This is a genomic window from Afipia clevelandensis ATCC 49720, assembly GCF_000336555.1.
Taxonomy (GTDB): Bacteria; Pseudomonadota; Alphaproteobacteria; order Rhizobiales; family Xanthobacteraceae; genus Afipia; species Afipia clevelandensis.
The window spans coordinates 959,782-974,872 of record NZ_KB375281.1 but is presented as its reverse complement, the minus strand read 5'-3'; the positions used below and the strand labels follow the sequence as shown (position 1 = coordinate 974,872).

Sequence of the window (15,091 nt, the reverse complement as noted above, 5' to 3'; positions counted from 1 at the left end):
TCCTCAGGTTGTCTGTGCGCCGCGGGTGGCGAAGTGTCCGATAAGCGCGATCATGCGATCGAGGACGAAGCCGATAATGCCGACGTAGAACAGCGCGAGAATGATTTCGCTGATATGCGAGGAATTCCACGCATCCCAGATGAAGAAGCCGATCCCGACGCCGCCGATCAGCATTTCCGCTGCGACGATGGCGAGCCATGACAGGCCGATACCGATGCGCAGGCCGGTGAAGATGTACGGCGCCGCCGACGGGATCATGACCTTCCAGAAGAACTCGAGCGGATTGAGCTGCACAACGGCCGCGACGTTTCGATAGTCCTGCGGGATGTTGCGAATACCCACGGCCGTATTGATGATGATCGGCCAGATCGAGGTGATGAAGATCACGAAGATCGCCGATGGCTCGCCGTCACGGAACGCTGCGAGCGAAAGCGGAAGCCAGGCCAGCGGCGGGATCGTCCGCAACACCTGGAAAATCGGATCGAGGCCGCGCATGGCCCATACCGATTGGCCGACCAGCGTACCGAGCGCGATACCTGCGATGGCGGCCAGCGAATAGCCGAGCGCAACACGCTTCAGACTGGCTGACAGATGCCAGAACAAACCCTTGTCGATGCCGCCACGGTCAAAAAACGGATCGACGATCAGCTCCCATGTATCCTTGAGCACGCGAGACGGTGGCGGCAGCGTCGCGCCCGCTTTCCGGCACAGCAGTTCCCAGATCACCAGAAGCAGCGTGACGACAATCAGGGGCGGAACGATTTGCGCGGACGCGGATCGTGTTGCCTTCAGGATCGACTCCACCCGTGGCGTCCGCTTTGGCCTGATGACGCTGACGGGCGCGGCAGTCGCCGGAGCGACGACCCTCGTGGCCATCTCGGTCTTGATCGCTGGCATGTTCATAACGTGTGTTCTCCAAATCCAGTGGGCGGATCGCCCGCTTGCGGGCGATCCGTGTGGTCTCACGCTTCAACACGCTTGATGGCGAGGGACTTCAGATATGCGGCGGGGTTCTCGGGATCGAAGACCTTGCCGTCGAAGAAGGTCTCCTTGCCTCGCGATTTCGACGTCGGGATATCCGCAACCGCCACGCCGAGCGATTTCGCCGCGTCCTTCCAGAGGTCTTCGCGGTTGACCTTGGCGATGATGGACTTGGCATCGAAACCGGCTTCGTACTTGCCCCAGCGGATATCCTCGGTGATGAACCACAGATCGTGGCTCTGGAACGGATAGGACGCCTGATCCTTCCAGAATCGCATCTGCTGCGGAGAGTTTTCGACCACGCGCCCCGTGCCGTAGTCGAACTTGCCCTTCATGCGGTCGGTGACATCCTCAACCGGCACGTTGATCCACTGGCGCTTGGCGCAGATCGCCGCGGTTTCCTCGCGGTTCTCCATCTTCTCGCACCACTGCTGGGCTTCCATGACCGCCATCAGCAGCGCCTTCGCGGCCTTGGGATACTTGTCGACATAGGCAGCGCGCATGCCGAAGGACTTTTCCGGATGCTTGTCCCAGAGCTCGCCCGTGGTCAGCGCGGTGTAGCCGATGTTCTGGTGGATGAGCTGCAGGTTCCAGGGCTCGCAGACGCAGAACGCATCCATCGTGCCGACCTTCATGTTCGCAACCATCTGCGCCGGCGGCACGACGATGGTCTCGATATCCTTGTCCGGGTCGATGCCGCCCGCAGCAAGCCAGTAGCGGATCCACAGATCGTGCGTGCCGCCCGGGAAGGTCATGGCGGCTTTCACGGACTTGCCCGACGCCTTCTTCTTCTCAAGCGCAACCTTGAACGGCGCGGTATCGACGCCGATCTTGAGATCCGCGTATTCCTTGCCGACGGAAATGCACTGGCCGTTGAGGTTAAGCCGCGCCAGGATGTACATCGGCGTCGGCACGTTGTTCTGGGTCACCTTGCCTGACGAGATCAGGTAGGGCATCGGCGTCAGGATGTGGGCACCGTCGATGCCGTTGCCTTCCGAACCGAGCACGAGGTTGTCGCGCGTGGTGCCCCACGAGGCCTGCTTCTGAACCTCGACATCGGGCATGCCGTACTTCGCGAAAATGCCCTTCTCCTTCGCCACGAACAAAGGCGATGCATCGGTCAGCGCGATAAAGCCGAGTTTCGCGCCTTTCACTTCCGGGCCGGACTCCTGCGCGAAGGCGCCGCCGGGGAAATTCAACCGCGCCGCCGCCAGCAATGCCGCTGTGCCTGCGCCGGCCTTGAGAAGTGCCCGGCGGCTCATCTTGCCCGTCGTTTTGCCTGTTCCCTGCTTGGTGGTCTTGGTCATCGTGTCTCGTGTCCTTGTGGGTTGCCGTTGTTCCTGTCGCCGTCCCAGCTGTCCGGGCTCACTCCGCTTCGCCCAACAAAAAAAGCCGCCCTCGAGGATGCGCGGATGCGTCCTCGAGACAGCGGCATTGCTGCGTGGCTCGTCGTGGAGCCGTAGGCCTTCGTCCCGGCCTGCTGCTAACTATTCAAGGATCGTGCCAGCCGCGTGCGACGCAGCAAGATGTGTGTTTTCAGTGTGTTATGGCGTTGCCTTGGCAACGGGCAGACCATCTTTGCGGCCTGCCTGAATGGCAAATGCCTCATCTTTGCGCGTCGCACAATTTTTGAGCAGATAGTTTTGAACAGCGAATCGCTGCTACAGGGGCCGCCGTTTGATAGCCACGGAGGCCAGATGCCCGGCGATATCGCTCGGATCGAACGGAGCCCCGTCGAAGGCCCCGACACCGTCCCGGACGCCATGGGGCGGCTGACCGGACTGGCCCAGTGCAGTGTCGTACAGATCGGGCCTGAAGACCCGCTTGGCGGTCTCCAGGGCTTCCGGTGAGTAGGCCGCCTGCCCCCAGCGGATCATCTGGGCATAGAGCCAGGCCGCCTGGGCGGGATCAGGCCTCGCCGCGCCCTCCCGGCCAACGAGCAGATAGCGCCGGCTTTCCCGGAATTTGCCGTCTGGCGATACCTTGAGGCGGCCGTCCAGCGTTCGCTGGAGCACTTCGGGATCGACCCCGATGCGGTCGGGCGCGCTGAGAATGCGCGACACCTCGGCGCGGTTTGCGGGATTTTCGATGAAATCCGCCGCCCGGCCATGGGCGCGGATCAGCCTGACAAGAACCTCCGGATTGGCCTGCGCCCATGGTTCACGCACCGCCAGCACCTTCTCCGCCGCGCGCTCCAGAATGTCGGAGACGAAATGCAGAATGTGGCCGACGCCAAGATCGACCGCGATCGAATTCCACGGCGCGCCGACGCAGAACGCATCGATATGACCGTTGGAAATGCTTTCCGCCATGTAAGGCGGCGGCAGCACCACAAGGCGCACATCCTCATCCGGATCGACACCGCCAGCCGCCATCCAGAAGCGGAGCTGATAGTTGTGGGTCGAAAACGGAAAGGTCATGCCGAAGGTCAGCGGCTCCTCGCCAGCCTTGCGCCGCGCGGCCACCACCCGCGCCAGCGCCTTCGCTGTCACCATCGGGTTGACCGGATCGCCGTCGGCTTCGCCCATGAGGGCCGCATGCAGCGCAGGCGAAACCGTAATGGCGTTCCCGTTCAGCCCGAGATTGAAGGGCGCCAGGATCGGCACCCTGACCTGCGACAGGCCAAGTGTCGACGCAATGGCGACCGGAGCGAGAAGGTGCGCGGCATCGAACAGGCCGATATTGAGCTTGTCGCGGACGTTCGACCATGACACCTCGCGTACAAGATTAACGTCGAGGTCTTCGGCGGCGGTAAATCCCTTGTCTACGGCGACGATCAGGGCGGATGCATCCACAAGCGGAATGAAGCCAATCGTGAGCGGTGTTCCGGTCATTTCAACAGCTCCGCCGCGGTGATGATGGATTGGGCGATTTCGCCGATCTTCTTTTTCTCGCGCATGGCGGTGGACCGGATCAGCACATAGGCTTCCTCTTCGGTCAGCCCCTTTGCCTTCATCAGAAGTCCCTTGGCGCGGTCGAGAATCTTGCGGTCTTCCAGCGCCGAGCGGGTGCGGTCCAGTTCATCCTGCAGCTTCGAGAAGGCGTTGAAGCGCGAGATGCACAGGTCGAGGATCGGCTTGATCCGCTCCTTTTTCAGGCCGTCGACGATATAGGCCGACACCCCCGCCTCGACCGACTGCTGGATCGACGCCGCGTCGCTCTGGTCCACGAACATGGCGATGGGCCGCCGCACCGCGCGGCTGACCTGGAACATCTGCTCAAGGATATCGCGGCTCGGGTTTTCCAGATCGATCAGGATGACGTCCGGGTCGATGCGGTAGATGCGCGCCAAAAGGTTCTGCATCTCGGCAATGTGTTCGACACTGGTAAAGCCCGCGTCGCGCAGCCCCTCCTTGAGGATGGCCGCTCTGATCGGGCTTTCGTCGACAATCACGATTTTGAACGACGAATCCGCAGCCATTCAGGACCCACATTCCGGCAAAACATCCATAGCATGCCTGAGAGCCGCGCTTAAAGCCTTGTAATTGCAGTTCATCGGGGATACCTCCTGCGGATTCCCAGCAGGTTGGAACAATGGAACAGGGCGTCGCCCCAAAAGTCAGTTTTGTGTCGCTTGGATGCCCCAAGGCGCTGGTGGATTCCGAACGGATCATCACGCGCCTGCGCGCCGAAGGCTATGAGCTGGCGCGCAAGCATGACGGCGCGGATCTGGTGATCGTCAACACCTGCGGCTTTCTCGACAGCGCCAAGCAGGAATCTCTGGGCGCCATCGGCGAAGCCATGGCCGAAAACGGTAAGGTCATTGTCACTGGCTGCATGGGCGCCGAACCCGAGCAGATCGAGAAGGCCTATCCCAACGTGCTCTCGATCACCGGGCCGCAGCAGTACGAGAGCGTGCTCGATGCCGTGCATCGCGCGCTGCCGCCGCTGCACAATCCGCACATCGACCTTGTGCCGCCGCAGGGCATCAAGCTGACGCCGCGGCACTATGCCTATCTGAAGATTTCGGAGGGCTGCAACAACCGCTGCACCTTCTGCATCATCCCCAAGCTGCGTGGTGATCTCGTCTCGCGTCCGGCCAACGATGTGCTGCGCGAAGCGGAAAAGCTCGTCGCCGCCGGCGTCAAGGAATTGCTGGTCGTCTCGCAGGACACCTCGGCCTACGGCATCGACCTGAAATACGCGACGAGCGTGTGGAAGGACCGCGAGGTCCGCGCGAAATTTTACGATCTGTCAAAAGAACTCGGCGAACTCGGCGCGTGGGTCCGTCTGCAATATGTCTACCCGTATCCGCATGTCGATGAGGTGATCGGCCTGATGACCGAGGGCAAGGTGTTGCCCTATCTGGACATCCCGTTCCAGCACGCCTCTCCGGATGTGCTGAAGCAGATGCGCCGCCCGGCCTCGCAGGACAAGACACTCGGCCGCATCAAGAAGTGGCGCGAGGAATGTCCGGACCTGACGCTGCGATCCACATTTATCGTCGGCTTCCCCGGCGAGACCGACAGCGATTTCCAGTATCTGCTCGACTGGCTGGATGAAGCGCAAATCGACCGCCTCGGCTGCTTCAAGTACGAGCCTGTCGCGGGCGCGACCTCGAACAGCATTGAGAACCCGGTGCCGGATGAGATCAAGACCGCGCGCTGGAATGCGCTGATGGCGCGCCAGCAGAAGATTTCGGCCCAGCGGCTGAAACGGAAAGTCGGCACCCGCCAGCAGATCATCATCGATGAAGTTGGTCCGACCGTCTCCAAGGGCCGCTCGAAAGCTGACGCCCCGCAGATCGACGGCAGCGTCTACGTGTCCAGCCGCCGTCCGCTCAAGGTCGGCGAGATCGTGACCGCGAAGATCGACCGCGCGGATCAGTATGATTTGCACGGCACCGTGGCGGGGTTTTGAAATTTGGTCGTCTTGGCGAAGGTAATGCGCGCTCGTCATTGCGAGGAGCGCAAGCGACGAAGCAATCCAGCTTTTCAAAAGTCATGGATTGCTTCGCTTCGCTCGCAATGACGAGAGGTTACGGCTTCAAAATCCCCGACCCCGTCGTCACGCGGCCCTCGAGATCGCGATGCGCTTTCTGCGCATCCTTCAGCGCATAAGCGTGATTGATCGGCACATGCAGCGTGCCGCTGATCACGGCGGCGAACAGCGTGTCCGCGCCCTCCATCAATTCCTTGCGCGTGCCGACATAGTCGTTGAGCTTTGGCCGGGTCGCAAACAGCGAGCCGTGGTTGTTCAACTCCGCGATGGAGAACGGCGGCACCGGCCCCGACGCATTGCCGAACGACACGAAAAGGCCGCGCTTCCTCAGCGACTTCAGTGAGCCTTGAAAGGTGTCCTTGCCGACGCCGTCGTAAACCACATCGCACAGTTCACCGCGGCTGATCTGCTTCACGCGCTCGGCGAAGTCTTCCTGTTTATACAGAATGACATGATCGCAGCCGTTCGCCAGCGCGAGCTTCGCCTTCTCTTCGGTGCCGACCGTGCCGATCACATTGGCGCCAAGCGCCTTGGCCCACTGGCAGGCGAGCAGTCCGATGCCGCCGGCGGCGGCGTGGATCAAGACGCGATGGCCCGGCTCGACCTTGAAGGTCTTGAACAGCAGGTACCAGACCGTCAATCCCTTGAGCATCAGCACGGCGGCCTGCTCATGCGAGATGTGGTCCGGCAGTTTCACCAGCTTGTCGGCGGGGATGTTGCGCTCGGTCGCATAGCCGCCGAGGTTGAAGTAATAGGCCACGCGGTCGCCGGGATGGAAATTGGTGACGCCGGGACCGGCCGAGACCACTTCACCCGAGGCTTCGTTGCCGACAACGAACGGCAGCTCCGGAGCCTTGTACAGGCCGGTGCGATAATACGTATCGATGAAGTTCAGGCCGATGGCGTGCTGGCGGATGCGGACCTCGCCGGGCCCCGGCGGAGGCAGTTCGATGTCCTCATAGATCATCACTTCCGGACCGCCCACCTTGTGGACGCGCACAGCCTTGGTCATGGGTTCTCCCGGGCCTTTTCGTTATTGACCTGTGCCGGGAGCCAAATCCATCGGCAGGCAATTGTCAACGCGCACCAAAGTCGCGCCGATCACCCTGCGACGCGGCGCTTCTTGCGGTTGCGCCGCGCCAGAATGTTGAAGAACTCGACGGCCGCAGAGAAGCAGATGGCCACATAGATGAAGGCGCGCGGAATGTGGAAATGGAATCCATCCGCGACCAGCGCCACGCCGATCAACACAAGGAACGCCAGCGCCAGCATCTTGGTGGTCGGATGCTCCTTCACGAAGGCTGCGACCGGTCCAGACGAGACGTACATGACGCCGACGGCGATAATGACCGCGGCGATCATGATCTCGATCTCCTGCACCATGCCGATGGCGGTGATGATGGAGTCGATGGAGAACACCAGATCGATCACGATGATCTGCATGATCACCCAGAAGAACGCGCTCGGCGTCGCCTTGTCCGTGTCCTCCACGTCCTTCGCCTCGACTTCGGCATGAATCTCGTGGGTTGCCTTGGCGATCAGGAACAGGCCGCCGACAATGAGGATGATGTCGCGCCAGGACAGGGCGAACTGCCCAACGGTCAGCACGGGTTTGGTGAGGCCGATCAGCCAGACCAGGATGCTCAGGAGCGCGATGCGGAAGATCAGCGCCAGCGCAAGGCCGATCTTGCGCGCCTTCTCGGCCTGCGCGGGCGGAATGCGCGACACCAGCACCGACAGGAAGATCACGTTGTCGATGCCGAGAACGATTTCGAGCGCCGTTAGCGTCAGCAGCGCGGCCCAGGCTTCCGGGCTGGTCAGCAATTCCATCATGTACGTGTTCCGCCTATCGACCGGATCAGAAGGTCACTCAAGAGAATGTAGCCGCCGATCGCACATAGCGCGACCGTTGCCCACAGCGGCGTCTGGAAGTTGGTGGCAATCGCGAACACCGCCAGCATCGCCCAGATCGCCAGCAGCGCAATGTTGAACGCGCGGAAACGGGTCGTGCGGATCGGATGCATCACATGGAATGGCACAAAGGTCAGCACCACAAGGATCGCAAGCGCGATGCTGCCCACGGCGGCCGGCGGTTTGAGCAGGAACAGGTAGAACGCCGCGCCGTTCCATAGCGCCGGAAAGCCGCGAAAATGGTTGTCGTCGGTTTTCATCCGCCGGTCAGAAAAATACAGCGCACCGGAAATGACGATCGCCGCGCCCAGCACATATGTCGCCAGCGGGACCAGAAGGCCGCTGGCAGTGATGGCGTAGGCGGGCACGAAGACGTAGGTGAGAAAATCGACCACGAGGTCCAGCGTGTCGCCGGACCAGTTGGGCAGCACATGGCCGACGTTAAGCCGGCGGGCAATCGGCCCATCGAGAGCGTCAACAAGGAGCGCCAGCCCGAGCCAGCCGAACATCGCGGCCCAATGTTCCCTCACCGCCTCCAGCATCGCGATCAGCGCGATCGCCCCGCCGAGCGCCGTGAAAATGTGAACGCTGAAAGCGCGCACGCGCATTGCGGCGGAAAACGGGGGCTGGTCCTGCGGGCCGGGCTCACTCATATGCAGCCCACTAACAGGATTCCCGGCGTTTTGTATATGCGGCGGCTTTGCATGTGACCGCGCCGAACCGGATTTGCCTCAAATGCGCCATGCGACGACAACCTGAAATCCATTGTGACGCCGGAAAAATCCGGCAATAGAGTAAGCCATGACCGAGACCTCACCCACCACGCTTGTGTATCAGGCTGCCGTGGTCGGCGGCGGCCCCGCAGGCCTCGCCACCGCCATCGCCTTGGCCCAGGCCGGCGTGACGACAGCCCTCGTCGCACGCCGCGTGCCTTATGCCGATAATCGGACCACGGCCCTGCTCGGCGGCTCAGTGGATTTTCTTGAATCCCTCGGCGTCTGGCAGCGTTGCAGCGCCGACGCGGCGGCCCTGCGCACGATGCGGCTGGTGGACGATACCCGCCGCCTGATCCGCTCGCCGGAAGTGAAGTTTTCATCCGACGAAATCGGCATGGAGGCCTTCGGCTACAACATCGAAAATCGCCTGCTGATGGTGGCGATGGAGGCGCGCGCGGCGGAGTTAGAAAATCTCACGCGTATCGATGACGAGGCGCAGTCAGTCAGTACAGGCGAAACGGCCGTCAGGGTTGTCACCAGACAGGGACAGACGCTGATGGCGGCTCTTGCTGTCGGCGCGGATGGCCGCCATTCGCTGTGCCGCGAAGCCGCCGGCATCGGAGTCAAGCGGCGCGATCTCGGCCAGTCGGCGCTGACGCTGAACGTGACCCACACCCGTCCGCATGGCAATTGCTCGACGGAGTTTCATACAGAATCCGGCCCCTGCGTGTTCGTGCCGCTGCCCGGCAACCGGTCCAGTATCGTCTGGGTGCTGAAGCCGGATGAGGCCGAGCGGCTGACGGCACTCGATGACGATGCTCTCGCCCTCGCCGCCGAGAAGCAGGCGCACTCGATCCTTGGCAAACTGGCGGTCGCGCCCGGGCGTCATGTGTTTCCGCTGGCCATCGAAAATCCCGACACCCTCGCGGCAAAGCGCATCGCACTTGTGGGCGAAGCAGCCCATGTGCTGCCGCCCATTGGCGCACAGGGTCTCAACATGGGTCTGCGCGATGCAGCCGATCTCGCCGAGACGGTACGCGATGCGTTGTTGATGGGCGCCGATCCGGGCAGCGACGACTTGCTGCAACGCTATGCGCGTGCGCGGCGCGCCGACGTGTTCAGCCGCACCTTCGCGGTGGACATGGCGAACCGCACACTGCTCAGTGACTTCCTGCCCGCGCAGTCACTGCGTGCCGCCGGCATGCACTTGCTGGATCGGGTTGGCCCGATCCGCCGCCTTGCGATGCGCGAAGGATTATCGCCGTCGTGGCGTCAGCGATAGAGCGCCAAGGTCAGCATCCCTTGCAGATGCTTTTGATCTTCCTGTCGACGTTCTTGTCCTGCTTGTCCACCTGAGGATCGCCGGTCCCGGTCGCCGCAGCGCCGGTCGTGCCTGAACCCGATGGCGCGGCTGTGCCGAGTGAATTGGTGCCCGGTGCACCGGCACTGGTTCCGAGTGCGCCGCCGCTGGCTGCACCCGGCGAGCCGCCGGATGGTCCGCCCGTTCCGCCGGAGCCTTGCGCATAGACGGCGGTCGAAACGCAAATCTGCGCAAGCACTAAACCTGCAACCATCAATCTCATGCGCTTTCTCCCAGTAGATTAGCCGCAGATCAATCAGCAGCACTGGAAGATGTTCCGTCATCGTGGAACCCGAAGCCGCGCCGCCGGTTATCGGCAGGAACAATGTCAAAGGTTTCACAATGTCTATTCTGAAATGGGCTCTGATCTTCTTCCTGATCTCGCTTGTCGCAGGAGTGTTCGGATTCACCGGATTGTCGGCAGCATCAGCGGATATCGCGCGCGTGCTGTTCTACATCTTCGGCGTGATCTTCCTGATCCTGCTGATCCTCGGGTTCACGATCTTTCGAGCGTGAGTCTCACGGAAATACGATCACGCCGGTCTTGATCATCCACATCACGCTGGTCAGCGTCACCACGGACACGAAGGTGCCGACCAGAACCAGCGTCGATGCGGGTTCGATCCAGGTGTCGTATTGACGCGCGATGACAAATACATTGAGCGCGGGCGGCAGCGAGGCCAGCAGCAGCGCCGTCGCGGCCCATGCCGGCGGAAACGGTCCAAGTAGCAGCAGCAGCCCGGACACTATCAGCGGATGTAGGATCAGCTTCACGAGAATCACGCCCGGCACCTCCCACGGCACGCGCTCGAACGGGCGTAGCGCCACGGTGACGCCGAGCGCGAACAAGGCAACCGGCGCAGCCGCGCTTTGCAGGAACTGGAACGTGTTGTCGACCGCGACCGGCACCGGCACATGCAGCGCCGCCACCAGCACGCCGAGATAGGATGCGACGATCAGCGGATGCAGCAGTATCTGTTTTGCGACCAGCAGGATGGTCGGCAGCAGCGGACGCTGCTTGCCATCGGTCAGCACCATCAGGAGCGGCGCAGCCGTGAACAGGAAGATGGTGTCGAAGCAGAAAATCAGCGCGACCGGCGCGGTTGCTTTTGCACCGAGCGTCGCGAGCGCTAGGCCCGGCCCCATATAGCCGATATTGCCGTAGCCGCCGCCGAGTCCTGCCATCGCGGACTCCCGCGTGGACAGCTTCGCGATGTATTTCACACCGAACATCGAGATGAAGAACGCACTTGCGGTCGCCAGCGTGGTGGCGACCACGAATGGCGGATTGTTCAGTTCCTCGAGCGGCGTCTTTGCAAGCGTTCTAAAGAAAAGAGCGGGCAACGAGACGTAGAGCAGAAAGAAATTCATCCATTCCAGCCCCGCTTCCGGCAGCCTTTTATACTTTCCGCAGGCATAGCCGATGAAGATCAGCCCGAAATACGGGAGGGCAAGATTCAGAATGTCGATCATGGGGATATGCTTATTGTACCGGGACTTAACCGAGAACCGGCTCCCGTGCAGAGGTGCCCTTCGCGGGGCGGATTCATCGAATATCCCCTAGCATCGGCCACAATCATGGTCTATTCGACGGAGGATGATACAAGCGCGAACCGCCAAATTTCAGATCGGCCAGATCGTCCGCCACCGGATCTTCTCTTTCCGTGGCGTGATTTACGATATCGATCCGGTATTCAACAATACCGAGGAATGGTGGCTGTCGATCCCCGAGGAAATGCGTCCTCACAAGGATCAGCCGTTTTATCACCTGCTGGCCGAGAATTCGGAATCCGAATACGTCGCCTACGTGTCGGAACAGAACCTGCTGCCCGACGAGTCGGGCGAGCCGATCCGGCATTCGCAGGTCGCCGAGATTTTCATCAAGGACAAGTCGGGCGGCTACCGCCCGCGCAATCCGTCGCTGAACTGATCGGCTTCAGTTAGCCGCGTTTACGCCCGTCCCTCTCCTTCACCAGCGCTTCAAGCTCTTCGGTCTGCTGCGCGATGCGGTCGGCATTGCGCTCCTCGTTCTGTCCGCCGGAGACCGCCGCCGCCTGCTCGATCAACTGCCGGATATTGTCCCGGGTGATGGCGATACGATCTTCGAGTTCGGGCAGCGAAAGCGCACTGTAGTCGGACATGACGCGATGTCTCCTTCGGGCAGGCATAAGCGGTGGCGGCTGACAGGGGCCGCAACCGACAATAGCACAGAGCCGGTTTTGGTTCGCTTGATGCAAAACAAAAAGGCGCGCATCGCTGCGCGCCTTTTCGAGTGTCATGCGGATCGCGTTACTTCGCGGCGGGATTGGCCGGCGGAGCCGCGTTTTCCAGCTTCTGGCGGGCTTCCGCCGCGCGCTTCTGCAGCTCTTCCTGCAGCTTCTTCTGGGTTTCCTCGAACACCTTCGGATCGGTCGGCGGGCCGTCATAGGCCTTGGCGAACTCGGCGAGCGGAAGCGCCAGCGTCAGCGGCGCGCCGTTGGCGTTGATCGCCTGCACAACCAGATTCTGGCCTTTCTTCATCTGGCCGAGCAGGTCCGGGCTGACTTCGTAGTCCGACATGCATCCGTTGGCGAAGCAGATCACGTAAGGGCTCTGCAGCGGCGGATTCTGGTCGACGATGATGCGGGTGCCGTGAACGAGCTGCATGCCGAGCGGCAGCGTCACGCGCAGCAGCTTCTTCGGCTCGCCTTCCGGCTCGATGATGACCGCGGCCACCACCGGCTGACCGGATTCGATGCGACCGTCCTTGCCGGTGAAGCACACCTGCTTGGCGTTGGCGTCCTGGCCCTTCATGCAGAACTTGGTCCAGGGCTGATAGATCAACTGGACCTGCTGCTCGGCCGGAGCCTGCTGCTGGGCAGCGGGAGCCTGCTGGGCGGGCGCCGGAGCCTGGGCCTTCGGCGCAGCCTTCGGAGCGGCTTTCGGAGCCGCCTTGTGAGGAGCGCCCGGTGCGGGGGCCTGCGCCTGAACAGAGACGGTCGCAGCGGCCAAAAAGGCGCCGGCGGTCAAAGCGGCGAATACCCGGCCGCGCGGCAGAGCCTGCGCAGACAAGACACGGAAATTCATTGTGGAAAACCCTTTCTGAACCTTAACGCCCGTTCCCACCCGGGGCGCGGATGCTTGTTTGTTCGGCGGCTGTCTCGGAGCCAAATAAGGCGGATACGTGACAGACCGCGCAGCCCTCCTCGAAGTGCCCGCTTTCAATACATCGGTCGACAAAAAGATCAATGCCAACAGCGATATTTGCGGGTCTTCAACCTCAATATCTGAGCCTGCCGTGGTAAATTTTGGCGTGAGGTTCGCCGAATCAAACGCTGCACCACCTCCGCTGCGCCGCAGTGCCCGGACGGCTGCGCGCCGGTTCGGTTTGCTGACTGCCGTTTTGTCCCTCCTCGCGGCGGCTCCTGCCGGGGCCCAGCTCGCGCCTGTCCCGGCGCATGGCATCGCCATGCACGGACGTCCCGCGCTACCCGCCGGCTTCACCAGCATGCCCTATGTCAATCCGGACGCGCCAAAGGGCGGGCGGATCATCTTCGGGCTGCTCGGAACCTTCGACAGCCTCAATCCCTTCATCGTGAAGGGCATCGCCGTGCAGCAGGTGCGCGGCTATGTGATCGAAAGCCTGATGGCGCGCGGCAACGACGAGCCGTTTACGCTGTACGGACTGCTTGCCGAAAGCGTCGAGACCGACGCTGCGCGCAGCTATGTCACTTTCCGGCTCAACCCGCTGGCGAAGTTTTCCGACGGCCAGCCGGTGCTGGCGGACGATGTGCTGTTCTCGTGGCAATTGATGCGCGACAAGGGCCGCCCCAACCATCGGCTGTATTACGCCAAGGTCGAAAAAGCCGAAGCGCTCGACCCGCGCACGGTCCGGTTCGACTTTGGCGGCGCAAACGACCGGGAACTCCCGCTGATCCTCGGCCTGATGCCGATCTTCCCGAAACATGCGGTTGATGTCGCGACCTTCGAGGAAACCTCCCTCACCGGTCCGATGGGCTCTGGCCCCTACCGGGTCACCGGCGTCCGGGCCGGCGCCAGCGTCACCCTGACCCGCAACCCGGATTACTGGGGCCGCGATCTGCCGGTGAACCGGGGGCAGTGGAACTTCGACGAGGTGCGTCTCGATTACTATCGCGAGGCGAACGGCGCATTCGAGGCCTTCAAGCGCGGCCTCTATGACTTCCGGATCGAGAACGAACCGCTGCGCTGGCACGAGGGCTACGATTTCGCCGCAGCCCGCAGCGGCGAGGTGATCCGCGAGGAGATCAAGCCCGGCACGCCGCAGCCCTCCGAGTTTCTGGTGTTCAATACGCGCAAACCTGTCTTTGCCGATATTCGCGTGCGGCAGGCGCTGACGCTCCTGTTCGATTTTGAATGGGTCAACCGCAACTACTTCTTCGGCCTGTACGGACGCGCCGCCGGTTTCTTCGCGGGCTCCGATCTGTCCGCCTACACACGGCCGGCGGATGACCGCGAGAAAAGGCTGCTCGCGCCCTACGCCGCGAGTATTCGTTCCGACATCATGAACGGCACCTATCGCTTGCCCGTGACCGACGCATCGGGCCGCGACCGCGCCACGCTGCGCAGCGCGCTCGGGTTGCTCGATCAGGCCGGATACCATCTCGACGGGACGGTGCTGCGCCGGAAAGGCACGCGCGATCCGCTGACCTTTGAAATCCTCGTTACCACGCGCGATCAGGAGCGCATCGCGCTGGCCTATCAGCGCGATCTCAAGCGCGCGGGCATCACCGCATCCGTGCGCGCCGTCGACGCCGTCCAGTTCGACCAGCGCCGCCTGAGCTACGAATTCGACATGATCCAGAACCGCTGGGACCAGTCGCTGTCGCCGGGCAATGAGCAGGCCTTCTACTGGGGCAGCGCCGCCGCCGACAATCCGGGCACACGCAACTACATGGGCGCGAAGTCTCCCGCCATCGACGCGATGATCGCCGCCCTGCTGGAGGCCCGCGATCGGGCGGATTTCGTCCCCGCCGTGCGGGCGCTGGACCGGGCGCTGATCGCCGGCTTCTACGCAATTCCGCTTTATAACCATCCGCAGCAATGGCTCGCGCGGTGGAATCGGATAGAACGCCCTAAGGCAACCGCGCTTACCGGCATCCTGCCGGAGACGTGGTGGCAGAAATCCGGCATCAAGCCGCCGGCCGTGAAGCAGTGAGACCGT

General features: G+C 62.3%; 16 protein-coding genes. 5 read left to right on the top strand and 11 right to left on the bottom strand.

Annotated elements, in window-relative coordinates; genetic code table 11:
* Positions 1-3 precede the first annotated feature (3 nt).
* The 4 genes from ntrB to HMPREF9696_RS04465 form a co-directional block, all read right to left on the bottom strand.
* Positions 4-903, bottom strand: a complete 900-nt coding sequence (gene ntrB, locus HMPREF9696_RS04480) for a nitrate ABC transporter permease (RefSeq protein ID WP_002711765.1) — start codon at positions 901-903, stop codon at positions 4-6.
* Between the two features lie 59 nt (positions 904-962).
* A complete protein-coding gene (locus HMPREF9696_RS04475; RefSeq protein WP_002711764.1) occupies positions 963-2,288 on the bottom strand; it encodes a CmpA/NrtA family ABC transporter substrate-binding protein in 1,326 nt (441 codons plus the stop codon).
* Positions 2,289-2,642: 354 nt separating this feature from the next.
* On the bottom strand, positions 2,643-3,815 hold the full coding sequence (locus HMPREF9696_RS04470; protein ID WP_002711763.1) for a CmpA/NrtA family ABC transporter substrate-binding protein: 1,173 nt from the start codon (positions 3,813-3,815) through the stop codon (positions 2,643-2,645).
* The gene (locus tag HMPREF9696_RS04465) at positions 3,812-4,402 is read right to left on the bottom strand and encodes an ANTAR domain-containing response regulator (RefSeq protein WP_002711762.1); all 591 of its coding nucleotides are present in this window, start codon (positions 4,400-4,402) and stop codon (positions 3,812-3,814) included. The genes HMPREF9696_RS04470 and HMPREF9696_RS04465 overlap by 4 nt, the downstream gene beginning before the upstream one ends.
* Before the next feature lie 113 nt (positions 4,403-4,515).
* On the opposite strand from HMPREF9696_RS04465, the gene rimO reads away from it, so the two are divergent.
* Complete coding sequence (gene rimO / locus HMPREF9696_RS04460; RefSeq protein ID WP_002711761.1) at positions 4,516-5,841, top strand: 30S ribosomal protein S12 methylthiotransferase RimO; 1,326 nt, start codon at positions 4,516-4,518, stop codon at positions 5,839-5,841.
* Between the two features lie 118 nt (positions 5,842-5,959).
* Here the strand turns inward: rimO and HMPREF9696_RS04455 are convergent, their stop codons facing one another.
* From HMPREF9696_RS04455 to pcsA, 3 genes are all read right to left on the bottom strand, one after another.
* Positions 5,960-6,934 carry a quinone oxidoreductase family protein gene (locus HMPREF9696_RS04455; RefSeq protein WP_002711760.1) on the bottom strand — a complete coding sequence of 325 codons (975 nt, stop codon included), beginning with the start codon at positions 6,932-6,934 and terminating at the stop codon, positions 5,960-5,962.
* Between the two features lie 89 nt (positions 6,935-7,023).
* Positions 7,024-7,755 (bottom strand): TerC family protein, encoded by a 732-nt coding sequence (locus HMPREF9696_RS04450; protein ID WP_002711759.1) that lies wholly within the window; start codon positions 7,753-7,755, stop codon positions 7,024-7,026.
* Positions 7,752-8,486, bottom strand: coding sequence for a phosphatidylcholine synthase (gene pcsA, locus HMPREF9696_RS04445; protein WP_002711758.1), 735 nt, complete (start codon positions 8,484-8,486; stop codon positions 7,752-7,754). Before pcsA ends, HMPREF9696_RS04450 begins: the two co-directional genes overlap by 4 nt.
* A 148-nt stretch (positions 8,487-8,634) precedes the next feature.
* On the opposite strand from pcsA, the gene HMPREF9696_RS04440 reads away from it, so the two are divergent.
* Positions 8,635-9,831 (top strand): UbiH/UbiF family hydroxylase, encoded by a 1,197-nt coding sequence (locus HMPREF9696_RS04440; RefSeq protein WP_002711757.1) that lies wholly within the window; start codon positions 8,635-8,637, stop codon positions 9,829-9,831.
* A 10-nt stretch (positions 9,832-9,841) separates the two neighbouring features.
* On the opposite strand, the gene HMPREF9696_RS04435 is transcribed toward HMPREF9696_RS04440, so the two are convergent.
* Entirely contained in the window at positions 9,842-10,132 is a 291-nt protein-coding gene (locus tag HMPREF9696_RS04435) for a hypothetical protein (protein ID WP_002711756.1), read from the bottom strand.
* Between the two features lie 119 nt (positions 10,133-10,251).
* Between HMPREF9696_RS04435 and HMPREF9696_RS04430 the strand changes: the two genes are divergently transcribed.
* A complete protein-coding gene (locus tag HMPREF9696_RS04430; protein WP_002711755.1) occupies positions 10,252-10,425 on the top strand; it encodes a DUF1328 domain-containing protein in 174 nt (57 codons plus the stop codon).
* A 3-nt stretch (positions 10,426-10,428) separates the two neighbouring features.
* On the opposite strand, the gene HMPREF9696_RS04425 is transcribed toward HMPREF9696_RS04430, so the two are convergent.
* Positions 10,429-11,382, bottom strand: a complete 954-nt coding sequence (locus tag HMPREF9696_RS04425) for an AEC family transporter (protein WP_002711754.1) — start codon at positions 11,380-11,382, stop codon at positions 10,429-10,431.
* A gap of 124 nt (positions 11,383-11,506) precedes the next feature.
* On the opposite strand from HMPREF9696_RS04425, the gene hspQ reads away from it, so the two are divergent.
* A complete protein-coding gene (gene hspQ, locus HMPREF9696_RS04420) occupies positions 11,507-11,839 on the top strand; it encodes a heat shock protein HspQ (protein WP_002711753.1) in 333 nt (110 codons plus the stop codon).
* Between the two features lie 10 nt (positions 11,840-11,849).
* Here the strand turns inward: hspQ and HMPREF9696_RS04415 are convergent, their stop codons facing one another.
* Positions 11,850-12,050, bottom strand: a complete 201-nt coding sequence (locus HMPREF9696_RS04415; protein ID WP_002711752.1) for a hypothetical protein — start codon at positions 12,048-12,050, stop codon at positions 11,850-11,852.
* A 148-nt stretch (positions 12,051-12,198) separates the two neighbouring features.
* On the bottom strand, positions 12,199-12,975 hold the full coding sequence (locus tag HMPREF9696_RS04410) for an invasion associated locus B family protein (RefSeq protein WP_002711751.1): 777 nt from the start codon (positions 12,973-12,975) through the stop codon (positions 12,199-12,201).
* Between the two features lie 382 nt (positions 12,976-13,357).
* Between HMPREF9696_RS04410 and HMPREF9696_RS04405 the strand changes: the two genes are divergently transcribed.
* Positions 13,358-15,085, top strand: a complete 1,728-nt coding sequence (locus HMPREF9696_RS04405; protein ID WP_040301157.1) for an extracellular solute-binding protein — start codon at positions 13,358-13,360, stop codon at positions 15,083-15,085.
* Positions 15,086-15,091: the final 6 nt, after the last annotated feature.